Source organism: Neorhizobium lilium (genome assembly GCF_004053875.1).
GTDB classification, from domain to species: domain Bacteria; phylum Pseudomonadota; class Alphaproteobacteria; order Rhizobiales; family Rhizobiaceae; genus Neorhizobium; species Neorhizobium lilii.
This window is the reverse complement of record NZ_SBIP01000007.1, coordinates 26,623-49,890: the sequence shown is the minus strand read 5'-3', so window position 1 is coordinate 49,890 and position 23,268 is coordinate 26,623. Positions and strand designations below refer to the sequence as shown.

22 protein-coding genes and 2 riboswitches are annotated in these 23,268 nt (G+C 63.8%); of the genes, 7 read left to right on the top strand and 15 right to left on the bottom strand.

Features of this window, described 5'->3' with window-relative positions:
* Positions 1-31: 31 nt before the first annotated feature.
* From EPK99_RS23920 to cobA, 3 genes are all read right to left on the bottom strand, one after another.
* Positions 32-1,621 carry an ABC transporter substrate-binding protein gene (locus EPK99_RS23920; RefSeq protein ID WP_128445610.1) on the bottom strand — a complete coding sequence of 530 codons (1,590 nt, stop codon included), beginning with the start codon at positions 1,619-1,621 and terminating at the stop codon, positions 32-34.
* 314 nt (positions 1,622-1,935) lie between these two features.
* Positions 1,936-3,249 (bottom strand): cobyrinic acid a,c-diamide synthase CobB, encoded by a 1,314-nt coding sequence (locus EPK99_RS23915; protein WP_128445609.1) that lies wholly within the window; start codon positions 3,247-3,249, stop codon positions 1,936-1,938.
* Entirely contained in the window at positions 3,246-4,031 is a 786-nt protein-coding gene (gene cobA, locus EPK99_RS23910) for a uroporphyrinogen-III C-methyltransferase (RefSeq protein WP_128445608.1), read from the bottom strand. Before cobA ends, EPK99_RS23915 begins: the two co-directional genes overlap by 4 nt.
* Positions 4,032-4,090: 59 nt before the next feature.
* On the opposite strand from cobA, the gene EPK99_RS23905 reads away from it, so the two are divergent.
* Positions 4,091-5,212 (top strand): cobalt-precorrin-5B (C(1))-methyltransferase, encoded by a 1,122-nt coding sequence (locus tag EPK99_RS23905; protein ID WP_164901885.1) that lies wholly within the window; start codon positions 4,091-4,093, stop codon positions 5,210-5,212.
* Here the strand turns inward: EPK99_RS23905 and cobM are convergent.
* From cobM to cbiE, 3 genes are read right to left on the bottom strand one after another with little or no spacing between them, the layout of a single operon-like run.
* Positions 5,176-5,970 carry a precorrin-4 C(11)-methyltransferase gene (gene cobM / locus EPK99_RS23900; protein WP_128445606.1) on the bottom strand — a complete coding sequence of 265 codons (795 nt, stop codon included), beginning with the start codon at positions 5,968-5,970 and terminating at the stop codon, positions 5,176-5,178. The genes EPK99_RS23905 and cobM overlap by 37 nt on opposite strands.
* Positions 5,967-6,353 (bottom strand): cobalamin biosynthesis protein, encoded by a 387-nt coding sequence (locus EPK99_RS23895; RefSeq protein WP_164901878.1) that lies wholly within the window; start codon positions 6,351-6,353, stop codon positions 5,967-5,969. The genes cobM and EPK99_RS23895 overlap by 4 nt, the downstream gene beginning before the upstream one ends.
* Positions 6,350-7,618 (bottom strand): precorrin-6y C5,15-methyltransferase (decarboxylating) subunit CbiE, encoded by a 1,269-nt coding sequence (cbiE, locus tag EPK99_RS23890; protein ID WP_245582557.1) that lies wholly within the window; start codon positions 7,616-7,618, stop codon positions 6,350-6,352. The genes EPK99_RS23895 and cbiE overlap by 4 nt, the downstream gene beginning before the upstream one ends.
* Before the next feature lies 1 nt (position 7,619).
* Between cbiE and EPK99_RS23885 the strand changes: the two genes are divergently transcribed.
* The gene (locus tag EPK99_RS23885) at positions 7,620-8,408 is read left to right on the top strand and encodes a cobalt-precorrin-6A reductase (RefSeq protein ID WP_128445603.1); all 789 of its coding nucleotides are present in this window, start codon (positions 7,620-7,622) and stop codon (positions 8,406-8,408) included.
* Here EPK99_RS23885 and EPK99_RS23880 read toward each other — a convergent pair.
* The 7 genes from EPK99_RS23880 to EPK99_RS23850 are packed head-to-tail and all read right to left on the bottom strand — an operon-like array spanning position 8,375 to position 16,632.
* Positions 8,375-9,136 carry a precorrin-3B C(17)-methyltransferase gene (locus EPK99_RS23880; protein ID WP_128445602.1) on the bottom strand — a complete coding sequence of 254 codons (762 nt, stop codon included), beginning with the start codon at positions 9,134-9,136 and terminating at the stop codon, positions 8,375-8,377. The genes EPK99_RS23885 and EPK99_RS23880 overlap by 34 nt on opposite strands.
* Entirely contained in the window at positions 9,133-9,972 is an 840-nt protein-coding gene (locus EPK99_RS23875) for a precorrin-2 C(20)-methyltransferase (RefSeq protein ID WP_128445601.1), read from the bottom strand. The genes EPK99_RS23880 and EPK99_RS23875 overlap by 4 nt, the downstream gene beginning before the upstream one ends.
* Positions 9,939-10,568 (bottom strand): precorrin-8X methylmutase, encoded by a 630-nt coding sequence (locus tag EPK99_RS23870; RefSeq protein WP_128445600.1) that lies wholly within the window; start codon positions 10,566-10,568, stop codon positions 9,939-9,941. The genes EPK99_RS23875 and EPK99_RS23870 overlap by 34 nt, the downstream gene beginning before the upstream one ends.
* On the bottom strand, positions 10,565-11,881 hold the full coding sequence (cobG, locus tag EPK99_RS23865) for a precorrin-3B synthase (RefSeq protein WP_128445599.1): 1,317 nt from the start codon (positions 11,879-11,881) through the stop codon (positions 10,565-10,567). The genes EPK99_RS23870 and cobG overlap by 4 nt, the downstream gene beginning before the upstream one ends.
* Positions 11,878-15,165, bottom strand: a complete 3,288-nt coding sequence (gene cobN, locus EPK99_RS23860; protein WP_128445598.1) for a cobaltochelatase subunit CobN — start codon at positions 15,163-15,165, stop codon at positions 11,878-11,880. The genes cobG and cobN overlap by 4 nt, the downstream gene beginning before the upstream one ends.
* A gap of 13 nt (positions 15,166-15,178) precedes the next feature.
* On the bottom strand, positions 15,179-16,234 hold the full coding sequence (gene cobW / locus EPK99_RS23855) for a cobalamin biosynthesis protein CobW (protein ID WP_128445597.1): 1,056 nt from the start codon (positions 16,232-16,234) through the stop codon (positions 15,179-15,181).
* Complete coding sequence (locus EPK99_RS23850) at positions 16,231-16,632, bottom strand: DUF1636 family protein (protein ID WP_164901877.1); 402 nt, start codon at positions 16,630-16,632, stop codon at positions 16,231-16,233. The genes cobW and EPK99_RS23850 overlap by 4 nt, the downstream gene beginning before the upstream one ends.
* Before the next feature lie 103 nt (positions 16,633-16,735).
* A riboswitch (cobalamin riboswitch) is annotated at positions 16,736-16,942 on the bottom strand.
* Between the two features lie 56 nt (positions 16,943-16,998).
* Positions 16,999-17,212, top strand: a riboswitch (cobalamin riboswitch).
* 34 nt (positions 17,213-17,246) lie between these two features.
* Between EPK99_RS23850 and EPK99_RS23845 the strand changes: the two genes are divergently transcribed.
* The 4 genes from EPK99_RS23845 to EPK99_RS23830 are packed head-to-tail and all read left to right on the top strand — an operon-like array spanning position 17,247 to position 20,281.
* Positions 17,247-17,423: a CbtB domain-containing protein gene (locus EPK99_RS23845; RefSeq protein ID WP_128445595.1), complete on the top strand. Its 177-nt coding sequence runs from the start codon at positions 17,247-17,249 to the stop codon at positions 17,421-17,423.
* A 13-nt stretch (positions 17,424-17,436) separates the two neighbouring features.
* Complete coding sequence (locus tag EPK99_RS23840) at positions 17,437-18,210, top strand: CbtA family protein (RefSeq protein ID WP_128445594.1); 774 nt, start codon at positions 17,437-17,439, stop codon at positions 18,208-18,210.
* A complete protein-coding gene (gene cobO, locus EPK99_RS23835) occupies positions 18,207-18,821 on the top strand; it encodes a cob(I)yrinic acid a,c-diamide adenosyltransferase (RefSeq protein WP_128445593.1) in 615 nt (204 codons plus the stop codon). Before EPK99_RS23840 ends, cobO begins: the two co-directional genes overlap by 4 nt.
* Positions 18,822-18,823: 2 nt before the next feature.
* A complete protein-coding gene (locus EPK99_RS23830; protein WP_128445592.1) occupies positions 18,824-20,281 on the top strand; it encodes a cobyric acid synthase in 1,458 nt (485 codons plus the stop codon).
* Here EPK99_RS23830 and cbiB read toward each other — a convergent pair.
* Positions 20,265-21,233 carry an adenosylcobinamide-phosphate synthase CbiB gene (gene cbiB, locus EPK99_RS23825; RefSeq protein WP_128445591.1) on the bottom strand — a complete coding sequence of 323 codons (969 nt, stop codon included), beginning with the start codon at positions 21,231-21,233 and terminating at the stop codon, positions 20,265-20,267. The genes EPK99_RS23830 and cbiB overlap by 17 nt on opposite strands.
* A gap of 8 nt (positions 21,234-21,241) precedes the next feature.
* On the opposite strand from cbiB, the gene cobD reads away from it, so the two are divergent.
* Positions 21,242-22,276: a threonine-phosphate decarboxylase CobD gene (gene cobD / locus EPK99_RS23820; RefSeq protein WP_128445590.1), complete on the top strand. Its 1,035-nt coding sequence runs from the start codon at positions 21,242-21,244 to the stop codon at positions 22,274-22,276.
* Here cobD and EPK99_RS23815 read toward each other — a convergent pair.
* On the bottom strand, positions 22,269-23,264 hold the full coding sequence (locus EPK99_RS23815) for a P1 family peptidase (RefSeq protein WP_128445589.1): 996 nt from the start codon (positions 23,262-23,264) through the stop codon (positions 22,269-22,271). The two genes, cobD and EPK99_RS23815, sit on opposite strands and share 8 nt — an antisense overlap.
* Positions 23,265-23,268: the final 4 nt, after the last annotated feature.

The following is a 23,268-nucleotide window of genomic DNA, read 5'->3' as shown; positions in this document are numbered from 1 at the left end:
GTTCATCGGGAGCTGTGCTCCTGTTCAGGCGTCAGGCGTCCAGCCAGACGCGGGTGGCGACATAGCCGTTCGACATGTCGTTGCCGATATCGCTGACGTAACCCTTCAGCTTCTTGGTGCCGGCGTTCACGAAGTCGTTGAACATGGGCAGGATGGTGCCGCCTTCGTCACGCACCAGTATCGCCATGTCGCGATACATGTCCTTGCGCTTCTTCTCGTCCAGCTCGCCGCGGGCAGAGATCAGAAGCTTGTCGAACTTCTCGTTCTTGAACTTCGTGTCGTTCCAGTCGGCGGTGGAGAGATAAGCACCCGAATAGAACTGGTCTTGGGTCGCCCGGCTGCCCCAGTAGGAAGCGGAGAAGGGCTGTACGTTCCAGACGTTCGACCAATAGCCGTCGCCCGGCTCGCGCTTGATCTCGATTTCGATGCCGGCTTTCTTGGCACTCTGCTGGAAGAGCACGGAGGCGTCCACGGCGCCCGGGAAGGCGACTTCCGAGGTGCGTAGCAGGACGGAGCCGCTATGGCCGGACTTCTTGTAGTGGAACTTCGCCTTTTCAGGATCGTATTTGCGCTGCTCGAGGCCTTCGGGGAAGAGCGCATAGGTGTCGTTGATGGGGAAGTCGTTGCCGACCTTACCGTAACCACCCAGGATGCGCTTGACCATTTCTTCGCGGTCGATGGCGTATTTCAGGGCCATGCGCAGATCGTTATTGTCGAACGGCGCCTTGTCACAGTGCATGATGAAGACATAGTGGCCGCCGCCGGCCGTCGTCAGCAACTGGACGTTGGGAGAGCGCGTCAGCAGCGGAACGGTCTTCGGATCGACGCGGTTGATGAAGTGTACCTGGCCGGAGGACAGGGCGGCAATGCGCGCCGTGGCATCGTTCATGGTGACGATCTCGACCGTATCCACGAAGCCGCGATCGGAGCGCCAGTCGTTCGGGTTCTTCTCGAAGGTCATGCGAACGCCGGGCTCGAAGCTTTTGACCTTGTAGGCGCCCGTGCCGACGCCGGCTGTCGGCTTGTCGACGCCGCCGTTCGGCTGGATGACGAGGTGATAGTCGGTGAAGATCGCGGGAAGATCGGCATTGCCCGAGTCAAGCGTCACGACGAGGTCGCCGCCCTTGTTCTCGATCGAGGTGATCGACTTCAGAACGCCGGCGGCGCCGGATTCGGTCTTGCTGTCGCTGTGGCGCTTCAGGGTCGCAACCACGTCGTCCGTGGTCATTTCCTTGCCGTCGTGGAACTGCACACCCTTGCGGATCTTGAATGTCCAGATCTTGGCGTCGGGCGAGGTGGCCCAGGATTCGGCCAGCGCCGGCATTGGAGCGCGGGTCTGCGGATGGGTCTCGACCAGCGTATCGCCCCAGGTGCGCACAGCGGCAAACATGACCTGCGAGGTGGCCTTGGCCGGATCGATTGAATCGGTTGCCGCGCCGCCTTCGAGGCCAAGCTTGAGCGCGCCGCCCTTTTTGGGCGTCTGCGCTGCTGCGCTGGTGGCGAAAAGTTCGCCCGCTGCCGAGATGGTTACGCCTGCGGCCACTGCGCGGCCCATGAACTCGCGCCGGTTCATGCCGCCCGCGGTCACCTTGCCGGCTAGATATTTCGTGAAATCGTTCATTCCCCTGTTCCTTATCGTTGAATGTCATTGCGTTTTTCGAGCGCCGGGCGGTTTCCTCTTCCGCTTGTCCGTTGCTCGCCTGTCATACGGGAATGCCCCGGTTGCTGCCGGTTCTCCGTCCTTTCAAGACGCGATAGGGCCATCCGCTCTCAGGCGTTTTCTTTTGAAACGGCCGTCTCTGATATCTTCAAGGATTAGGGGTCGGATCGTCAACAGGCGCTGCATCCTGAGCGACATAAAGTGATACCTATGCGACGGTTTTCGAATCATCTCCCCAGGCAGCCTCTTTGCGGCCACCGTATTATCGGCTTCGTTCAGTCGCGGGCGATCGCGTGAAAGAAGCTGCCGCTGACAAGGTCACGGCGCCCGCCCGAGGGACCTATATCACGACCGGCTCCATCCGCGATCATGGCGACCGGCTCGTCCCAGCCAAGTGACACGATACTGGCATAGTGGAATTCATGGCCGCGGATGATCTCGCCAGCACTGCCCAGTCCGCAGTGGGCTTGAAGTGTCACTCGACGGTAGCCGAGGTTCATCCGGCGCTTGGCAAAGCTGGTGGCGTGAGAGAGGAGGCCGGTCATGGCATGGGTCACGCCCTCGGCGTCCTCCAGGCTTTCGCCCAGCACCATGTAGCCGCCGCATTCCCCATGAACCGGTTTCGTCCGCGAGAAAGCCTCTAGCCCTGCCTTGAAGTTTTGAGCCGCCGCCAGCTTTCCGGCGTGCAGTTCGGGATAGCCGCCCGGCAGCCAGCAGACATCGCAGTCGGCCGGCGGCGCTTCGTCCGCAAGTGGCGAGAAGGGTACAAGTTCAGCCCCCATCTCCCGCCATTGGCGCTTGAGATGCGGGTAGAGGAAGGTGAAAGCGGAATCCTCGGCCAGCGCGATCCGCTGGCCAGGCGGCGGCAGCGCCTTTTCCAGCGAGCCTGCCTGAAGGTCGAAGGGCTGTGCGGCGGCAAGGATAGCATCGAGGTCGAGCGAGCGCTCCATGGCATCCGCAAGCCTTTCAATATGGGCATCCATTTCCGGATGCTCGCTGGCCTGGACGAGTCCGAGATGGCGTTCCGGCAAACCGAGCGAAGGATCGCGCAGAACTGTGCCGACCACCGGCAAACCGATCGCCTCTATGGCATCGCCGGAAAGCTTGCGGTGCCGTTCGCTGCCGGCCCGGTTGAGGATGCAAGCGGCGATCTTGACGCCCGGATCGTAGTGCATGAAGCCGCAGGCGACAGCGGCGGCCGTCTGGCTCTGCCCCGATACATCGAGCACGAGCAGCACCGGCACGCCGAAAAGGCGCGCGAGATCGGATGCTGCGCCAGACCGGTTCGGCTCCCCCAGGATGCCGTCGAACAGGCCCATGGCGCTTTCGATCAGCACCAGATCCGCATCCTGCGCCTGCTCGCGTGCCATGTGCCGCAAAAGGTCCGGCGCCATGGCCCAGCTGTCGAGGTTGATCCCTGGAAGCCCGGCGGCGACCTCGTGGAAGCCGGGGTCGATATAGTCCGGGCCTGTCTTGATGCCGCGCACCTTCACGCCGCGCCGCCGAAATGCTCGCAGCAGGCCGATGGTCACGCTCGTCTTGCCGGAGCCGGAGCGCGGCGCGCCGATGATGAGGGCGCGGGCGCTCATGCGCCGGTTCCGGAAAGAATGGCCTGCATTGAAACGATCCTGCCGATCACGATCAGCGCCGGTGCTGTGAAATTCTGACGCGTGACTTCAGCCTCGACTGTGTCGAGCGTGGCCGTCATCGACCGCTCCTGGGGCGTGCTGGCCGCCATCAGGACTGCGACAGGCGTGCTGGGCGGGAGGCCACCCTCCATCAAGAGGCCCGCAATCGTTCCGATCGTGCTGACGCCCATATAGACGATGATGGGCTCACCGGTCTTCGCCAGGGCCTTCCAGTCGAGATCGTTGGGCGTGCCGGCGGCATGGCCTGTCGCGAAGGTGACGGAGCGACTGAGCCCCCGCATAGTGGCGGGAATATTGGCAGCTGCAAGGGCCGCCAGCGCCGAGGTCATGCCCGGCAGGGCGCGGAAGGGGATGCTAGCCTTGACGAGTGCCTCTGCCTCTTCGCCGCCGCGGCCGAAGATAAAGGGGTCGCCGCCTTTCAGCCGCAGAACCCGCTTTCCAGCCCGCGCCAGCTCGATCAGCTTGGCGGTAATATCCTCCTGCGCCACTGAAGGTCGGCCGCCCCGCTTGCCGACGAAGACGAGGTCACTGGTCGCGGCAAGCGACAGGACCGAGTCCGAGACCAGCGCGTCATGGACGATGACGTCAGCCTTGGTCAGCGCGTCCACCACTTCAAGCGTCAGATACCGTGGATGACCGGGGCCGGCGCCGGCAAGCCAGACATGACCCGGTTCAAAGGAAGGGGCATCGACGAGGGCATGGAGAGTATCGGTCAACTGCATACGCAAACCTTTTGCCGACCGTAGCCGGCCGGGCTATAGAGACCGCCATGGAAGCGGCCATCGAACAAGAAAGCAAGACCCTGCGCCGTGGCTGGACCACGGGAACCTGTGCTGCGGCGGCCAGCAAAGCGGCCTGCCTGGCGCTCCTTTCCGGCAGATTTCCTTCCATGGTCGAGGTGACGCTGCCCGGTGGGCAGCGTCCGGCTTTTGCGCTTGCCATGGAAGAGATGGGCGAGGGTTACGCCACGGCAGGCATCGTCAAGGATGCTGGAGACGACCCCGACGTGACCCATGGGGCGCTGATCATGAGCCGCGTTCAACGCGGCGTGCCGGGAAGCGGCATCGTCTTCAAGGCCGGTCTCGGCGTCGGCACGGTCACGCGGCCGGGGTTGCCGCTGCCGCCGGGCGAACCGGCAATCAATCCGGTGCCGCGCAAGATGATTGCGCAGGCCATCGCAGAGGTTGCTGGCAGCGAGTATGATTTCGAGGTGGAGATTTCCGTCGCGGACGGCGAGAAGATCGCCGAAAAGACACTCAACGGCCGGCTCGGCATCATGGGTGGCATTTCTATCCTCGGCACGACCGGCATCGTCATCCCGTTTTCCTGCGCTGCCTGGATCCACTCCATCTGGCGCGGCATCGATGTCGCCCGTGCAGCAGGTCTCATCCATATTGCCGGTTCCACCGGCAGCACCTCGGAAACAGCCGTCGAACTGCATCATGGTTTGCCGGAAATCGCCCTCATCGACATGGGCGATTTCGTCGGCGGCATGCTCAAATATCTGCGCGACCACCCCATACCAAAGGTCACGATTGCGGGCGGCGTCGCCAAGATGACCAAGCTCGCCCAGGGCATGCTCGACGTCCATTCCAAGCGCGGGCTTGCCGACCTCGATGCCTTGGCCAGGCTTGCGGCGGAAGCCGGCGCCGGGCCGGATTTGGTTCAGCGGATCGCGGCTGCAAACACGGTCATGGAAGCCTTCGGGATCGCTCATGAGGATGGTCTGGCGCTGGGCGATCGCATTGCGGCGCTTGCCTGGCAGACGGCGGCCAAGGTGCTTTCGGACCCACTGATCGCACTGGAGATCCTCGTCTTCGACCGCGAGGGCCGGCTCATCGGTCGTACCGAATTTACGCCGTCCAGTCATTCTGGATCCTTGCCCGGGTCAGATGTCATCTGATCGTAGCCGGGCCGGAAGCGGCGAACATAGTCGGCATTGTATAGCTGGCTTTCCACAAAATCCGAGACGCCGAGCCCCTTGCCGACAAAGATCAGCGCCGTACGCTCGACGGGCTCCTCGGCAAGCTTCGCTTCGATTGTCTCAAGCGTGCCGCGGATGATGCGCTCTTCCGGCCAGGAGGCGCGCACGACGATCGCGACGGGGCAGTCCGCTCCGTAAAGCGGCGTCAGTTCCTCCACGATGCGGCCCAGCGCATGGATCGCCAGGTGGATTGCAAGCGTCGCGCCGGTTCGGCCGAAAGCCGTCAGCGTCTCCCCATCCGGCATCTTGGAGGCCCGGCCGGACACCCGGGTCAGGATCAGGCTTTGCGCGACCTCGGGAATGGTCAGTTCGCGCCTAAGCGCAGCTGCGGCAGCGGCAAAGGAAGGCACGCCCGGCGTCAGGGTGTAATCGATACCGTGCTTTTCCAGGCGGCGGATTTGTTCTGCCACTGCGCTCCAGACGGAAAGATCGCCTGAATGCAGACGCGCCACATCCTTGCCAGCCTGATGAGCTGTGACATATTCCGCCTCGATCTCGTCCAGGGACAGGGAACCGGTATCAATGATGCAGGCATCGGGCGGGCAATAGTCCAGCAACTCCTTCGGCATGATCGAGCCCGCATAGAGGCAGACCGGCGAGCGGGCGAGGATATCGCGTCCGCGCACGGTGATCAGGTCCGCCGCCCCCGGCCCGGCGCCGATGAAGTGAACGGTCATGGCTGCTGCCTGGCTTGAGCCAGGGCGCAGGTTGCCCCCTGGCTGATCAGCCGCGGCACGATGATTTCCGAGTTTTCGCCGGCGGCGGCCAATGCTGCGGCTTCCGAGAGGCTGGAGGAAAGCGTCTTTGCCAGGCTGTGCCGGGAGACGGTCTTGGTCCGGGGCTCCGCTTGCATCAGGGCATCATCGCTGATGATGTGAAGCGCCAGTTCCAGCTTGTCGGCCAGTTGAAGAATGCCTGGCTCCTCCCGCTTGATTTCCCCGGTCGCGAGTGCGGCAATGGATTCACGTGAAATACGGGCCGCATCGCAGGCGGCGTCGAGCGCGGAAAGAAGCTCCTTCAGCGTGCTGCCCTTGCGGCATCCAAGGCCTGCAATAATCATGATGTCTGTCCCTCTTTTACCCAATTCCATTGTGTCACCGGCATGGCCGGTCGCCAGCCCTGCATCGTCCCGACGGGTGCTGCCCGGGAGATGTCGATGCGGACAAGGTTGCCGCCAAGCTTCGCCTGTGCAGCCAGTAGAACTGCTTCCATGTCCAGCGTGACGGCGTTGGCGACAAGACGCCCGCCGGGCGTCAGCGCCCGTATTGCCGCGTCGAGCACGCCCGTTTCGCTGCCGCCGCCGCCGATAAAGATCGCATCCGGCTGCGGCAGGCCGATCAGCGCTGTCGGGGCCTGCCCTTGCACCAGAACGAGGCCCGGCACGCCGAAGGCTGCCGCATTGCGGCGGATACGGGCGGCGCGCTCGCGATTGGCCTCGATCGCAATCGCCTTCATCGAAGGGTCGGATAGCATCCATTCGATCCCTATCGAGCCCGAACCTGCGCCGATATCCCACAGCAGTTTGCCGCGGCGCGGGCTGAGCGAGGAGAGCGTCAGGGCGCGGATCTCGCGCTTGGTGATCTGCCCGTCATGCTCGAAGAGGGCATCGTCCAGGCCGAACCCACGCGGGACGATGCGGGCTCCGGCTCCGGCCATGACTTCGACGGCGACGAGGTTCACCACATGAATATCCGGCAGTGCAAATTCTTCCGCCGTTCCCGACCGGATGCGCTCGGCATTACCGCCCAGCGCTTCCAGCACCGTTAGGCGCGAGGACCCGAAGCCGATCGACGCCAGAAGTGCCGCCAGCTCCGCCGGCCCTTTTTCATCCGAGGTCAATGCAAGGATGCGCCGACCCGGATGCAGGAGTGGGCGGATGAGATCGAGCGGCCGGCCATGCAGTGACACGGTCTCGATATCCTGCAGGGGCCAGCCCAGCCTCGATGCCGCCAGCGAGAAGGCCGAGGGCGCCGGATAGGCAGTAAATTCGTTGGACGTAACATGTCGAGAGAGCGTAACGCCGACGCCGAAGAAGAAGGGGTCGCCCGAGGCAAGAACGCAGACCCTTCTTCCGCGCAGCGCCACGACGTCGTTCATGGCGGAATCAAACGGTGTCGGCCAGGGCCTCGCCTCGCCTCTTATCAGTGGCGCTGCCAGTTCCAGGTGCCTTTTGCCGCCGAAGACGAACGAAGCGGCGGAAATGGCCTCCCGCGCGTTCTCGCCCAATCCCGCCATGCCATCTTCGCCCAATCCGACAATGGACAGCCAGCGGCTTTCCGCTACACCTTTGGCGTTTGATTCAGGAGGCCCAACGTCAGGAGACATTGTGAAACACTCCATTCTCATTCTGGGCGGTACGGCCGAGGCCCGCGTTCTGGCGGGACGGCTGGCCGACGATACCCGCTTCGCGACGGAGCTTTCGCTTGCCGGCCGTACGAAGGCGCCGGCCGAGCAGCCCGTGCCCGTTCGCGTAGGGGGCTTTGGTGGCGTCGAAGGACTGGCACGTTATCTCAAGAAGAAGGCAATCTCGCTGCTGATCGACGCCACCCACCCCTATGCGGCGCAGATGTCGCGCAATGCCGCCGAGGCAGCGAGGGCTGCTGGCGTTCCGCTGCTGGCGCTGCGCCGTCGCCCATGGGTACGGCAGGAGGGGGACCGCTGGACCGAAGTGGATAACGTTGCAGAGGCGGTTACAGCTGTGGGTCCGTATCCTCGGAATGTCTTCCTGACGCTCGGGCGGCAGGAATTGCTGCCTTTCGAGGCCGCGCCGCATCATCATTACCTGATCCGCAGCGTCGATCCCGTCTTCCCGCCGCTCGAAGTGCCGCATGCCATATACCTGACGGCGCGCGGTCCATTTGCCGAAGCTGACGAAAGCCGGCTGCTGCAGGAGTACGGCATCGAGGTCATCGTCGCAAAGAACAGCGGCGGGCCGGCGAGCTATGGCAAGATCGCCGCCGCCCGCGCGCTCGGCATCGAGGTGGTGCTGATCAGCCGACCGGCTCTGCCCGAGGTGCACTCTGCCGAGACTGTCGATGATCTGCTCGTTATGCTCGACCTTGAGCTTGACGATTGGCTCCATCATGAGTCGCCCTTGAAGGAGCGCGGCGAATAGACGATCGGCCGCTGGCCGGGATGTTCCACCAGGCGGGTTTCCGCGGTTCCGACAATGACGCAGGTCGCCATATCGGCCATGTCTCCCTGCGCTTCGGCCAGGAGAACCACCCGGATCGACTCATCGGGACGTCCGGCCGCGCGGCCAAAAATCACCGGCACCGTAGCTGGCAGGTGCTTGCGCAGCAGGTCGAATGCTTCGCCCAGCTGATGCGGCCGCGCCTTGCTGATCGGGTTGTAGAAAGCCATGACGAAACCGGCTTCGGCAGCGGCCACCAGCCGTTTTTCGATCACAGCCCACGGCTTCAGATTATTGGAAAGGGAAATGGCGCAGAAATCATGGCCGAGAGGCGCGCCCGCTTTGGCGGCGACGGCCAGCATGGCCGTCACGCCCGGAACCACCGAGAGCTCGATATCGCGCCATTCTGCCGGGCCTTCATCGATCGCCTCGCACACGGCCGCAGCCATGGCGAAGATGCCAGGATCGCCGCCGGAGACGACGCAGACCTTGCCGCCTTTTGCAGCCATGTCCAATGCCGCTCTGGCGCGCGCCAGTTCCTCACGGTTGTCGGAGGCATGGCGGCGCTGGTCCGGCCTGAGGTTAAGCCGGTCTATATACGGGAAATAGCCGAAGAAGTCCTCTGCAGCCGTAACTGCGGCCATCGCCTCGGGCGTTATCTGGTCGGGATTGCCGGGGCCAAGGCCGACGACGGTCAGCGACCCGGTCATTTCCCAAGTTCCAGTTCAGTCGGCTCGACCTGTTTTCCAAGCGCCGGCCTGTCCGCATCGATCTCAGGCGGCCGTGTTTTCCAGCCGGGAACAAGCACGAGAGAGAAGTAGGGTGCCGGGCTTTCGTCGCGCTCCTCCAGCTTCAGCGCGGCGCCATTCGCCATGGTGCCACGCTCCACGTAGAGCGCGCCTGACAGTTTGCCGACGGCTGTAAGCGCACGGCGGATCTTCGGCAGGTTGCGGCCGACCTTCATGATGACGGCACCGTCTGTGTTTGACAGCCGCTCGACGAGCTTGTCCTCCGGCAGCGTGCCGGGCAGGACACTTAATATATCGTCGCCTTGCACCAGCGGCAGGCCGGTCATCGACCAGCAACCGGACATGGCGGTGACGCCGGCAATGACTTCGGCCTGGTAGCGGTTGGCGAGGCGCACATGCAGGTGCATGTATGAGCCGTAGAAGAGGGGATCGCCCTCGCTCAGCACGGCGACATTCCTGCCTGCGTCGAGATGTGCAGCGATCTCGTCGGCCGAACGGTCGAAGAAGTCCGCGATCGGACCCTTGTAGTCCGGCTCGTCCTTCTGCATCTCCACCGTCACCGGATAGACCAGCGGCAGTTCCGCCGTCCCTGGTCTGACATGCGCCTCGACTATGGTGCGGCCGTTGCCGCGGGAGCCTTTCTTGCAGAAGAAGGCGATGACGTCCGCCTCCTGGACGGCGCGCACGGCCTTCAGCGTCAGCAGTTCCGGATCGCCCGGTCCCGTGCCGACGCCCATGAGCTTGCCCTTGACGATCGACGTGTTCAAAGCCCCGCCCTCGCCACCGCGTTGATGCATGCTGCCGTCATGGCCGAGCCGCCCATGCGGCCGCATACCACCGCATAGGGAATGCCATGCGCAGATTCCATCAGCGCTTCCTTGGATTCGGCAGCGCCCACGAACCCGACGGGCATGCCGATGATTGCAGCCGGCCGCGGCGCTCCTGCATCAAGCATTTCCAGAAGGCGAAAGAGAGCTGTCGGTGCATTGCCGATTGCCACCAGAGAGCCCTCCATTTCGTCCCACAGATCGAGTGCTGCGGCGGAGCGCGTGTTGCCGATCGTCTTTGCCAGCTCGAATGTGCGGCTGTCGCGAAGGGTGCAGATGACCTTGTTGGCTGTCGGCAGCCGTGCATGGGTCACGCCGTGCGCCACCATCTGGGCATCGCAATAGATCGGCTTGCCGGCATGCAGCGCGCCACGCGCCTTGGCAACGAAATCCTTTGAAAAGCGGAAATGCTGTGCCGCCTTCACAAGGCCGCAAGCATGGATCATGCGGATGGCGAGGTCGGCCTGCTCATCGGAGAAGGACGACAGGTCTGCCTCCTCGCGGATGATGGCGAAAGATTTCCGGTAGATGGAGTCGCCGTCATGGATGTAGTCGTAAGCGGTCATGATTGTCCTGTAGCGGCTGCCAGCCGAGTCGGCCCGAGCCGGGCTATGCAGGCAGCAGAGGTTTCGCCCGCGCGTTTTTCCGATGTTACAAGATCGGAAAGGCGGCGAAGCATGGCGTTGGTATCGGCAAACGTAATGGAAGCAAAGGGCGCGTCGCCGGCTTTTCCCTGGGTGACGAGCGAGATGCTATCGACTGTGCCGCAGAGGGCCAGCGCAGAGGACTGCGGGTGAGCGCAGCCCTTGGGGCAGCCGGAAACGTGAAGCTTGAACGAGCCGTCCAGCAGGCCGGCGCAGTCAGCGGCTGTTGTTTCGGCGATTGCATGGGTCTCGATCATTCCGGAGCGGCAGGCCGGGCTGCCGGGGCAGGCGGCGATATGACTGCGCGGATCCTGAGGAGCCGTGATGAAGCCGCGGCCGGCGGCAAATTCCAGCAGGGCCCGGCAGCCGTGCTCCGAGCCGAGGAAGAGCAGCGAATGGTCGAGCGAAGGCCTGACGGACGGGATGCCGTTCCGTACAGCTTCCTGGCACAGCGCGATCATTTGCTCCGCCCTGACTTGGCTGAAGGCTGGGCCGATGCCGGCCGCGAACAGATCTTCCGAAACATCTAAGAAGCCGAAAGGCGATATGGGCGGCGGTTCCAGCCCGTTCGTGGCCAGGCCGTCTGTCAGATCCCGCCCGCGCACGGTCGGCCCCAGGCTGCCAAGTCGGCGCAGCACGACAAGGGTCTCTAAAACCGCCTGTCGTGCAGGGAGGCTGCCCAGCACAAAACCGGACCGCTCTGTGCCACCCAAGAGGATTTTCCACCATCCGGCCAAGTCGTCGGGAACAAGCCTTATGTCGGCGAGAAGCTCGGACAAGCGTAGGCGACCATGGCCATCGACGACGACGGACATTTTCGGGGCAAGGCCCGCAATCGGCTTCACGCCATGACGGATCGCTTCGGCGAGCGGCCGCGGATCGGCAATCTCTGTTTCGTCCAGCCCGGCAAAAGGCGGCACCTCGACGGCAAGGCCGTCGCGCAAGGGCAGGTTCAGCGCCCGGACATCCGCTTCCAGCAAGGGCGCGGTCACGTTCATCAGGCCGCGGACCTGAAGATTGCCGCGGGCGGAAATGTCCACCATCCCGTTGCCGTGCTTCAGTGCCAGCCGGCATATTTCCGCCAGTTGGAGTGGCGTTACGGCATCCGTCAGGGCTATGCGGGCGAGCAGTCCGTCGCCGGTCATCATCGGTTCGGAGAGGGCAGGGCAGGCACCCCGGCGCATGCCTTCGACGGAAGGGGCAGGCAAAACGCGTCCGATGGAGCGGGTCGTCATGCGGCCTCCTTCCCGAGCATTTCCAGCTCGGCATGGATGGCGTTGCGGCGCGGGTGCCAAAGCCCTCGGCGGAGCGCGGAGCGGAAGCGCTCGCCCATATAGCGCGCGCCCTCCGGGTTCTGTGACAGCAGGAAGTCGCGCACTGCCTCGTTGCCAAGATAGGCATCGTAGGTGGCTTCGATCAGCGATTGAGGAATCGTATGGGTGGTCTCGGCAAAGCCAATCAGCCGATCGACCGCCTCCACCAGTTCGGCTGCGCCGCGCGGCCCATGGCGCATCTGGCCCGCGATAAAACGCGGATTGACCGCTCTGGCCCGCACGACACGGGTCACGGCTTCCGAAATGGAACGCGCCTTCGGCTTTTGCGGATCGGTCGTGTCGAGCGCGATCAGGTCCGCCTTGCCGCCAAGTGCTGCAAGTGCCGCCGAAAAGCCGCCGATGAAGCCCACATCGGCCGAACCATCCAGCAGGTCGCGACCGGGGTCGTCGCCGGTGTGGACGAGGAGATCCGCGTCGCCGACCCGATCGGCAAAGGCGCCGGGAAGATGGCTCGCCTCGCCGTCAGCGCCGCCGAAGGCATGGCTTGTCGCATTCAGATAAAGACGGCCGAGTTCCTCGCGTTCCCCCCAGCTACCATCGGCAAGCTTATCCTCTATGCCGGAGCCATAGGTGCCCGGTGCAGACCCGAAGATGCGGGCAGGCACATGGCCGAGGTCGCGTGCCTGCTCGGCCAGTGGATTGTCTCCGGCTGCTTCCTCGCGCGCGGCAATGGCGCGCATGGCGGCGTCGAGGAGCGCGATCAGCGCCGGGAACATGTCGCGGAAGAGGCCGGAGATCCTCAATGTCACGTCGATGCGCGGGCGTCCAAGCGTGGCCGGAGCCAAGACCTCGACGCCGGTGACGCGGCCCGTCGCCATGTCCTGAATGGGCCTTGCGCCTATCAGCGCCAAAACCTGCGCCACTTCCTCACCGCCGCTGCGAAGCGAGGCGCTGCCCCAGAGATCGAAGACAAGGCTTTTCGGCCAGTCGCCGTGATCCTGCAGATAGCGGCGGAGGATTTCATCGGCGGCTTTCCGGCCAAGCTCGTAGGCGGTCGGCGTCGGCAGGCTTCGCGGGTCGCTGGCGAAGAGATTGCGCCCGGTCGGCATGACGTCGCGGCGTCCGCGGGCGGGCGCACCGGAGGGGCCGGGCCTGATGTGGTGTCCGTCGAGCGCGTCGAGCAGGGCGCGTCTCTCGGTCTCTGCGCTTGCGACGCGCAGCGGATCGTCATCGCCTTCAGCGATCTCGCCGAACACATGTTGCCCGTCCTTGATGGCGAAATCCTTGAGGTCGCAGAGGAAAGCGTCGATGCGCGCTAGCGCCGTATCGGGATCGTCTTGCGTGGAAATGCCCGCCTCCGATGCTAACTCCGTATCGCGAGCCGTTTCGACAATGAGCTTTGCCAGCCGGTCGCGGCGCCGGCGATCCAGCCCGTCGGCCTGCGCATACTCATCGACCAGCAGTTCCAGCTTCTTCTGATCGTCGGACAGGCCTGCACCCACCAGGACAGGCGGCAGGTGGCCGATAGTCACCGCAGAAATGCGCCGCTTGGCGACGGCCGCTTCGCCGGGATTGGAGACGATGAAGGGATAGATGACCGGCAGGCAACCGGTGACGATTTCCGGGAAGCAGTCCTTCGACAGCGCCACAGTCTTTCCCGGCAGCCATTCCAGGGTTCCGTGTGCCCCGACATGGACGATTGCATGCGCTCCAATTGTTCGGTGCATCCATTGACCGAAAGCTGCCAGCGCGTGGCGCGGCGGCAGATCCGGGCTGTGGTAATCGGCGCGGCGGTCGGCATTGCGGCCACGATCCGGGGCAAGCGCGACCGTCACATTGCCGAAATGCCCTGCGCGGAAGTGAAAGACGTCGTTTTCTGCGTCATCGTCGTCCCCGGCCGGACCCCAGGCTTCGTCTATGCCGGCAGGCGCCGTATAGCCGGAAAGAGGTAGGCAGGCGTGCCTTGCAAGGCGGTCTAGAAGTTCTCTGGGCGTCTGCGGAATAGCTTCAATGCTATAGCCGGCTATCGACAGCTCCCTGAGCATGGAGAGAACGCTTTGGGGAACGTCCAGCCCCACGGCGTAGCCGGTGCGACCCGGTGCGCCGGGATAATCGGGTAGCAGGATGACGATCCGGCGCTCGGCGCGTGGTGTCGCCTTCAGCCGCAGGAAAGCCGCAACCCGTTCCGCCGCCTGTTCGACCCGGTCTGCCTCCGGCCGGTTGACAAGGGCAGCGGATTGATCACCCGACTTGAAGGAGATCGCGCCGCCCAATATGCGTCCGTCCAGTTCCGGCAGGACGACGTGCATGGCAAGGTCGGAAGGATTGAGACCGCGCCGGCCCTCCGCCCAGCCTTCGCGCCTGGTTGTGGCTATAACGATCTGGAACACCGGCACGCCGGTGCGATCGAAGAGTGTGTCGCCTGCATCATCAACAGCGCTGCCGAAGGCTGTCGTTGCGATGATCGCCGGCGCGCTGAGCTGCCGGGTCGTTTCTTCGACAAGCGCAATGGCTGGAGCGTCCTTCAGGCTGCTGACGAAGATTGGAACCGGTGCAAAGCCCCGTTCCGTCATCGCATAAAACAGCTCATCGATGGGTGCCGCGTCATTGGCCAGAAGCAGAGACCGATAGAACAGGATGGGTAGGCAGGATGTTTCGGCAGGAACATTTGACAGGAGGCTGTCCAGCGCAACGATGCCATGGCCCGGGCGATAGAAGCCCGATTTAGGCATGGGCGCGGCCTGCGGCAGGGGCGTCGTGTCGCCACCGGCAATTCCGGCAAGCTGGCGCGCCAAAAGGCGTAGATTGTCCGGGCCGCCCTCGCGAAAGCAGCCGAGCAGACCGTCCAGAGTCTCGCGGGACAGGGTGGAGGCTGCAGCCAATCGCTCGTCGCTGATGCTGCATTCGCCGGGGAGCATGGCCAGGGCGATTTTCCTGTGTCGCACCATTCTGGCAAGCTGCTCTACGCCATAGGCCCAGCGGTCGTAACCGCCGAGAATGCGGACCAGGATCACCTTGGCCTGCGCCGCCGTCTTCTCGATCCAGAGATCCACCGACATGGGGTGGCGCAGGTCCGAAAGATTGGTGAGGCAGAGGCTCAGGTCCGCTTTACCCCAGGCTGCCGCGATACCGTTCAGGTCGCTGGCGGAAAAAGATAACACCACCACATCGGCCGGAGACTGGTCAAGGTCTACCGGCTCGATCAGGTCGTCCAGAGACGACGATGTGGTGGCAAGTATGTGCATATTTCCTTGTGGCCTATGCGGCCAGCATCCTCTCGATCGCAGCGCGGTCAATGCCCTTCTCACCGATCACGACGAGGCGGCTTTGCCGGGTTTCTCCGGGCGCCCAGGCGCGGTCGAAATAATGGTTCACGCGAGATCCTACTGCCTGCACCTGCAGGCGCATCGGCTTATCCGCGACTTCGACAAAGCCTTTTATGCGCAGCACGTTCTGTGCTTCGGCGGTGGCCGAGATGCGCGCAGCCAGTTCGTCCGCATTACTAACGGCCGCCAGATCGACCACGAAGCTGTCGAACTCATCGTGATCATGGTCCTCTTCGTCGTCGTGATGCGTCTTGCGGTTCTCGATGTCGTCTTCCACGGCAAGCCCCAGGCCGATCAGGACTGCCGGATCCACGACACCATTGGCGGCGGGCACGATCTTCACCGCCCGCGGCAGATGTGCCTGTATGCGTCCCTTGGCGGCAGCAAGCCCCGCCTGGTCCAGAAGATCGGTCTTGGTGAGCACGATCATGTCCGCGCAGGCGACCTGATCCTCGAAGACCTCTTCGACCGGATCGTCGTGATCGATGGAGCCGTCCGCCTGGCGCTGGGCATCCAGCGCGTCGTGGTCGTCGGCAACACGACCCTCTGACAGCGCAAGGCCGTCCACAACTGCGATCACACCGTCCACCGTCACGCGAGCCTTCACATCCGGCCACTGAAAGGCCTGGACCAGCGGCTTCGGCAGGGCAAGGCCCGAAGTCTCGATCAGGATGTGATCGACCCGCGGCTCTATGGCGAGGATCCGGTCGATAGCGGGTACGAAGTCATCGGCCACGGTGCAGCAGATGCAGCCATTGGCAAGCTCGATGATGTTGTCTTCCGGGCAGCTTTCAATGCCGCAGCCCTTCAGCACGTCGCCGTCGATGCCGACATCGCCGAATTCGTTGACGATGATCGCCAGCCGCTTGCCTTTCAGGTTCTCGATCAGGTTGCGGATCAGCGTCGTCTTGCCGGCACCTAGAAAGCCGGTGACGACGGTGCAGGGGACGCGGCCAAAATCGGTAGCCGGTGCGAAATCGACGCTCATGAAGGCATGTCCTCGTGATGGTGAAAAGGTGGAATGCGCGCCGTCATGCCCTTGCCGCGCAGGCAGGCGGGACGGCCGCGAAGGGGAAGGAAGCCGCGTTGGTCCTCGGCCAGCATCATGGCACCGGTGACGATGTCATCGACATTGTCCAGTGACAGATGGCCAAAGACATAGGACCAGCCGGAGCGGTGATTGAAGGCGGCGCTGGGGCTTTTTTCGCAGTTGGCGAGACAGGATACCGGCTTGATTGCAATCGGCTTGCCGGCCGACGCCAGCTTGAGCGCTTCGATCATTGCGATCCCAGGACGCACCGTCGAATCACCTTCGTCACGGCAGTTCGTGCAGACGAAGATCGTCACATCGGCCCTGTCACGGATATCGTTTGAATCGTCACTCATCATCAGGCCGCATAACCGCATATCGTCTTATGGGGGTGCGGCACAGAAGGCGGAACGGGCCTCTGCAGTGGATGAACGGCCCTTCCGGAGCACCCCGCCCGGCAAAGCTTTGTGTTGTACGGCAGGTCTCCTGGCTTACGGGTCGTCGCCCCATGCCTGCCTTCCCGGATGTCTCCAGTGGCATCTCGGCATACGGCTCACCGCCTACAGTTGCGGGGGCAGCCGCGGCATTGGGCTGATCTAGGCCCGCACCGCATTCTCTCTTAGCCCCCTCCGTTGCCGGAAGGGGACCGTTACATTCAACTAAGCCCTGGGGCGGCGAACTGTCAATGTCGCAAAGGCGATTGCCCGTGCGGCGATTTTGTCTATAGTGACCCAGCCTATGGTGCCTGAAAGGGCTTTCGAGGGAATGCGGTGCGACGGTTCTTCCCGTCAAACCCGCGGCTGCCCCCGCAACTGTAAGCGGAAAGTCTTCGTCCAAAGCAGTCGCTTGACTGCCAAGCCACTGGAGAAATCTGGGAAGGCGGATGAAGGCATCTGATCCGCGAGCCAGGAGACCTGTCATAGGCACGGATACTCGAACAGCCCTCGGGTGGAGGGCGGAAGGACGACCAATGGTTACGAAATCTGCAGCAGCTACAGTCAGCGTCACGACCTCCAAGGTCATTCCCCTCGGCATGAGCGCCATTCTCGGCCTGTTCATCGTCGGCTTTGTCGGCTTCTCCCATCTGGAAGTCGTTCACAACGCCGCCCACGATACGCGCCATTCTCTCGCGTTTCCCTGCCACTAAGAGGAAGTCTTCCATGTCGTTGTTTCGCAACATCGTCTTCACGGCGGTGATCGCCGGGCTATTGTCCGGATTGCTGCTCACCCTGATGCAAAGTTTCTCCACGATACCGCTGATCGCGCAGGCCGAAGTCTATGAGAAGGCGGAGGCCGCACCGGCTCATAGCCACGATCATGACGCGGCGGCTGCGGGCACTGCATCTGCTCCGGCCACCGGCCATCATCACGATGAAGAGGCGCAGGCCTGGGAGCCCGCCGACGGCGCCGAGCGCTTCGTCTACACGCTGGCTGCGGATATGCTCTCGGCCATTGGCTTTGCCCTGGTGCTGATTGCCGGCTCCGAAGCACTCGGCGGCTTCAAGGGCTGGCGCGGTGGCCTGATGTTCGGCATCGCGGGCTTCCTGACGGTCATTCTGGCCCCCGGCCTCGGCCTGCCGCCGGAACTGCCCGGCATGCCGGCCGCGGAGCTCGGTCCCCGGCAGGTCTGGTGGATCGCGACGGCGGCCAGCACCGCGGTCAGCCTCGGACTGCTTGCCTATACGCGGTCCGCGGCGCTTGCGGCGCTCGCAATCGTGCTGCTGATCGCGCCGCATCTGATTGGCGCGCCGCTGCCGCCGAGCCATGAAACGGCTGTGCCGATGGATCTCTATGCGCGCTTCGTCAACGCGGTTTATGCCACCAATCTTGTGTTCTGGGCCTTCCTCGGCGCAGTTTGTGGCGTCGTACGCGAACGATTCCGGGCCGGCGAGGACGTGTCTTCCGGCGCACCGGCAAAGCTGGCCTCCCGGTGAAGGCGATCGATCAGGCCGCCGAGGAACGCCATCGGGCCAAGATGGCGAACCGCAAGGCTGTGCAGGATGCGGAAGTGGGTGAGAAGGTCCTCGAAAAGGGCCTTCTCATGGTTCATACCGGGTCCGGCAAGGGTAAATCCACCGCCGCCTTCGGTCTCGCGCTGCGGATGCTCGGCACCAATCGCCGCGTCGGCGTGGTGCAGTTCATCAAGGGTGCGTGGTCGACGGGCGAACAGCCGGCGCTGGCCCTCTTCGGTGATCGCGTCGTCTGGCACACGATGGGCGAGGGCTTCACCTGGGAAACGCAGGACCTGAAGCGGGATATCGCCGCTGCGGAAAAGGCCTGGGCCAAAGTCCAGGAGCTGATGGCGGACGAGACGATCGCCCTCCTCATCCTCGATGAGCTCAACATCGCACTTCGTTATGATTATCTCGATCTGGAGACGGTGATCGCGCAGCTTAAGGCCCGCCGAGCGGACCTGCATGTGGTCGTGACCGGCCGCAACGCCAAGCCGGCGCTGATCGAGGCGGCTGATCTGGTGACGGAGATGACGCTGGTCAAGCACCACTTCAAGGCCGGGGTGAAGGCCCAGGCAGGCATCGAGTTCTAGACATGCCAGCTCGCGCGCTCATGTTCCAGGGAACGGGCTCGGATGTGGGCAAGTCCCTGGTCGTTGCAGGTCTTGCCCGCGCCTTCACGTTGCGTGGCCTGAAAATCATGCCCTTCAAGCCGCAGAACATGTCGAACAACGCGGCGATAACCGCGGATGGCGGCGAAATCGGTCGTGCGCAGGCTCTGCAGGCGCGGGCGGCAGGCGTTCCGACTAGCGTTCACATGAACCCGGTTCTGTTGAAACCGCAGAGCGATGTCGGGGCGCAGGTGGTGGTGCAGGGTAAGGTGGAGGGCAATGCCAAGGCCGCCGATTACCAGCACCTCAAGCCGCAATTGATGCCAAGGGTGATGGAGAGCTTCAACCTGCTGCGGGCTAAGGCCGACCTCGTTCTTGTCGAGGGGGCCGGCAGCGCGTCCGAGATCAACCTACGTCGCAACGATATCGCCAATATGGGCTTTGCCCGCGCTGCGAACGTACCCGTCGTGCTGATTGGGGATATCGATCGCGGCGGCGTCATCGCGAGCCTTGCCGGCACGAAACTGGTGCTGGCCCCGGAGGATGCCGCGATGATCGGCGGCTTCATCGTCAACCGGTTTCGCGGCGATCCCGCGCTGTTCGCCGATGGCATGCGGATGATCGCCGAGCATACCGGCTGGCAGTCCATTGGCCTGCTGCCACATTTTCCAGATGCTGTGCGTTTGCCGGCGGAGGATGCGCTGGGGATCGAAGGCGCCGGATCGCGTAAGACAGGGGCGAAGATCAGAATCGCGGTGCCGATCCTGCCGCATATTTCCAATTTCGACGATCTCGATCCGCTGGAAGCGGAACCGCAAGTGGAAGTCGTTCGTGTCCGCCGCGGCCAGGCCATTCCCGGGGACTGCGATCTGGTACTGTTGGTCGGCTCGAAGGCCACCATCGCCGATCTTGCCGCGCTCCGGGAAGCCGGTTTCGATGTGGATATCGCCGCGCATATTCGCCGAGGCGGCAGCGTGCTCGGGCTCTGCGGTGGCTACCAGATGCTGGGCAGGCGAATAAGCGATCCCGACGGCATGGAAGGGGCGCCAGCTTCCGTCCAAGGCCTGGGCCTGCTCGACGTGGAGACGGTTCTGACAGGGGACAAGCGGCTGGAAGCGGTGCGCGGTACGAGTTTCGACGGCATGTCGCTCGCCGGCTATGAAATGCACGTGGGCCGCACTCAAGGCGCCGACTGCGTTCGGCCTTTCTCCATGGCGGGTGGCAATCCGGATGGTGCCATTTCTGCCAATGGGCGCGTCTTTGGCACTTATCTGCATGGGCTGTTTTCGGACGACGGGCAGCGTTCTGCCTGGCTGACGCGGTTGGGCGGCGGGGCGTCGGCATTCGATTACGAGGCGGGAGTGGACGAGGTGCTCGACCGGCTGGCCGCCCATATGGAACGGCATCTCGATCTCGACGGCCTCCTCAGATTAGCCAGATGACCAGGGCCAGAAATCCGAACAGGCCGATCAGCATTGCGTTGGCCACCCGCGCAAGCTTCAGGGCAATGTGAATATGCCAGACGGTCAAATGCGGATTGCCGCCTTCGCCCATAAAGCGTGCTTCGATCATCCGGCCGCCATAGCTGCGCGGTCCGGCAAGGGCGATGCCAAGCGCGCCTGCCATGGCGGCTTCCGGCCAGCCAGCATTCGGCGAGCGGTGGTGCCTGGCATCCTGGAACACCGCACGCATGGCGTCTCGGGGCGAAGCGCCTTCGATGAAGAAGGCAGCCACCGCAAACAGCAGGGCTGTCAGACGAGAGGCCGGCAGGTTGACGAGGTCATCGAACCGGGCGGACGCCCAGCCGAATGCTTCGAAGCGGGCATTGCGGTGACCGATCATGCTGTCGGCAGTGTTTACCGCCTTGTATGCGGCGGCGCCGGCAAGGCCGCCGACACCCATCCACAGGGCCGGCGCCACGACGCCGTCGGAGAAGTTTTCGGCCAGGCTTTCGATTGCCGCCCGGCAGACCGCGGCTTCGTCCAGATGTTGGGGGTCGCGGCCGACGATCATGGACACGGCCTTGCGACCGGCTTCGAGCCCGCCGGTTTCCAGCGCCGTCGCGACGGAATCGACATGGCTGTCCAGGCTTTTCTGCGCCGGCAGGCTGGCCGCAACAAGGACCAGCAGGAGTGGCCCTGCGAGCGGGATGGACAGCAGAACAGATTCCACCCCCAGGGCGATTGTGATCGTCGCGCCAAGCAGCACGATCAGGGTCAGAATGCCATAGCGCCTGCGCGTGGCAAAACTGTCGGTCTCCCTGTTCCACTGCTGATCCATCCGCGTTATCAGCCAGCCGATCCAGGTCACGGGGTGACCGATGCGCCGGAAAAGCCAGTCCGGATATCCGACAATGCGCTCGAGGATCAGGGCTGCAAAAGCAAGAAGGAACATAAGCGGTAATGAGCCCGGCAGGAAGAGATGAGGAAGGTCGGCATGACGTTGGCAGTCCAATCGCGCACGGCGGCAATCTTTCCCATGCCCGTGCGCTGTTTCCTAAAGCGCCCGAACCCTGGATCGATCTTTCCACCGGCATCAGCCCCTATTCCTATCCGTACTCGCCCATTCCCGGCAATGCCTTTGCGCGACTGCCGGAGCCGGTATTGGCGGAGGAGCTGAAGGTGATTGCCGCGCAGGCTTACGGAGCCCCGTCCGCCGTACATGTGGCTGCTGGACCCGGCACGCAAATCCTGCTGCCGATCATTGCTAGCTTGACCTCCAAGCGGGGGCGAGCCGTCGTCTTGTCTCCAACCTATGCCGAACATGCCCGGGCAGCCCGGCTGGCAGGGCTCGACGTGACTGAAACGGACGATCTCAGCCGACTGGCAGAGGCGGATCTGGCGGTGATCGTCAATCCCAACAATCCGACCGGCCGCATCGTACCGAAGAGCGACCTTCGGGCGCTTGCAGCCAAGATGCGCGCCAAAGGCGGGCTGCTGGTGGTAGACGAAGCCTTCCATGATGTCTCCGAGGCGGAAAGCGTTGCCAATGCGGTGGAAGAGGGAGGACTTGTCGTGCTCAAGTCCTTCGGCAAGTTCTATGGCATGGCTGGCCTGCGGCTGGGTTTTGCACTGGCGCATCCCGATCTTGTGGGATTGCTGGAGGATCGACTCGGTCCCTGGGCCGTGTCCGGTCCGGCTTTACATGTGGCGAGCGAAGCGCTCGCCGACGAGGCCTGGCGCCAGGCGATGCGTGTGAGATTGGCAAGCGATGCGACGAGGCTGGACAGCCTGCTGGCAGCGGCGGGCATTTCCGTCTTCGGCGGAACGTCGCTGTTCCGCCTCATCCGCGATGCGAAGGCGGATGCGCTGTTCCACCATCTGGGCGAGCGGGGCATCCTCACGCGTCGGTTCGAGGAACGGCCGGAGGATCTGCGGATCGGCCTTCCCGGCCCAAATGACTGGACTCGCATGGAAGCGGCCATGGCATCTATTTAGCCGGCAAAGGAAATTTGTCGCGCCATGCGGGCTGTGCGTTTTGCACAGGCAGCGCCGTTGCCTCATATACTCCGCGCGCGACGGCGCGGGCAGTCACGATCGTCGCGAGATGGCACAGGTCCAGGAAATCCGCGGGATCATCCAAGGGCCTTGCGCCGGTGGAGGCGGAAAACAGGGTGTCGCCGTCAAGCGGCAGATGCGCTGGCAGGATTGCGCGGGCGAGCCCGTCATGCGCCATGATGGACAGGCGATGCACCTGCGCCTTGCTTAGCGCCGCATCCGTCACAAGCACACCAATGGTCGTGGATGTGATCGTCCGCCCCTTGAGCCTCATCTGGGTGTCGAAAGTCGGCGGCATGCCCAAGCCGCCGAACTCGTCATCCTCCTCGAAGGGAGCGGCCCAGAAATGCGGACCATCGCCGATTGTCGTCGAGCCCAGCGCATTGGCGGCAACCAGGGCGGCCACGGTATGGCCTGAAGCGGACCGCGCGCTGGCAGACCCCAATCCGCCCTTGAAGGTTGCGGTGGTGGCGCCGGTTCCGGCACCGACCGTGCCCAATGCAAACGCGCCTTTGCCTGCGGCGGCGAAGGCATCATAGCCCATGTCGCGATAAGGCGAGTGCCGCCCCCAATCCTTGTTGCCGCCATTGAGCAGGTCCATGAGGATCGCCTGCGGCACGATCGGAACACGCGCCGGACCGACTTCGAAGCCGCGGCCGATCTCGCGAAGCCCAGCCTGTACGCCACCGGCAGCATCCAGCCCGAAGGCCGATCCGCCGGAGAGAACGAAGGCATCCACCGCCTGCACCGTCATGGCCGGGTCGAGCAGAGCTGTATCGCGACCGCCCGGCGCGCCGCCAAGCACGGAGCCGGATGCGGTGGCCGGCTGGTCGAAGACGATTGCGGTGACGCCGGAACCCAGCGCAAGATCGGTGGCATGGCCAACAGCCACGCCGTCGATATCGGTCAAGAGGTTCAGCGGCGTCATCGCC

Excerpts from the sequence above, each read along its gene's own strand:
- EPK99_RS23830 (WP_128445592.1), top strand. The coding sequence starts at position 18,824 with ATGCCAGCTCGCGCGCTCATGTTCCAGGGAACGGGCTCGGATGTGGGC.
- EPK99_RS23875 (WP_128445601.1), bottom strand. The coding sequence starts at position 9,972 with ATGCATCAACGCGGTGGCGAGGGCGGGGCTTTGAACACGTCGATCGTC.
- cobG (WP_128445599.1), bottom strand. The coding sequence starts at position 11,881 with ATGACGACCCGCTCCATCGGACGCGTTTTGCCTGCCCCTTCCGTCGAA.
- cobM (WP_128445606.1), bottom strand. The coding sequence starts at position 5,970 with ATGACCGTTCACTTCATCGGCGCCGGGCCGGGGGCGGCGGACCTGATC.
- EPK99_RS23845 (WP_128445595.1), top strand. The coding sequence starts at position 17,247 with ATGGTTACGAAATCTGCAGCAGCTACAGTCAGCGTCACGACCTCCAAG.
- cobW (WP_128445597.1), bottom strand. The coding sequence starts at position 16,234 with ATGAGCGTCGATTTCGCACCGGCTACCGATTTTGGCCGCGTCCCCTGC.
- EPK99_RS23815 (WP_128445589.1), bottom strand. The coding sequence starts at position 23,264 with ATGACGCCGCTGAACCTCTTGACCGATATCGACGGCGTGGCTGTTGGC.
- EPK99_RS23915 (WP_128445609.1), bottom strand. The coding sequence starts at position 3,249 with ATGAGCGCCCGCGCCCTCATCATCGGCGCGCCGCGCTCCGGCTCCGGC.
- cbiE (WP_245582557.1), bottom strand. The coding sequence starts at position 7,618 with ATGTCTCCTGACGTTGGGCCTCCTGAATCAAACGCCAAAGGTGTAGCG.
- EPK99_RS23895 (WP_164901878.1), bottom strand. The coding sequence starts at position 6,353 with ATGATTATTGCAGGCCTTGGATGCCGCAAGGGCAGCACGCTGAAGGAG.
- EPK99_RS23870 (WP_128445600.1), bottom strand. The coding sequence starts at position 10,568 with ATGACCGCTTACGACTACATCCATGACGGCGACTCCATCTACCGGAAA.
- cbiB (WP_128445591.1), bottom strand. The coding sequence starts at position 21,233 with ATGTTCCTTCTTGCTTTTGCAGCCCTGATCCTCGAGCGCATTGTCGGA.
- cobN (WP_128445598.1), bottom strand. The coding sequence starts at position 15,165 with ATGCACATACTTGCCACCACATCGTCGTCTCTGGACGACCTGATCGAG.
- EPK99_RS23850 (WP_164901877.1), bottom strand. The coding sequence starts at position 16,632 with ATGAGTGACGATTCAAACGATATCCGTGACAGGGCCGATGTGACGATC.
- cobD (WP_128445590.1), top strand. The coding sequence starts at position 21,242 with ATGAGCCCGGCAGGAAGAGATGAGGAAGGTCGGCATGACGTTGGCAGT.
- EPK99_RS23880 (WP_128445602.1), bottom strand. The coding sequence starts at position 9,136 with ATGACCGGGTCGCTGACCGTCGTCGGCCTTGGCCCCGGCAATCCCGAC.
- cobA (WP_128445608.1), bottom strand. The coding sequence starts at position 4,031 with ATGCAGTTGACCGATACTCTCCATGCCCTCGTCGATGCCCCTTCCTTT.
- EPK99_RS23840 (WP_128445594.1), top strand. The coding sequence starts at position 17,437 with ATGTCGTTGTTTCGCAACATCGTCTTCACGGCGGTGATCGCCGGGCTA.
- EPK99_RS23920 (WP_128445610.1), bottom strand. The coding sequence starts at position 1,621 with ATGAACGATTTCACGAAATATCTAGCCGGCAAGGTGACCGCGGGCGGC.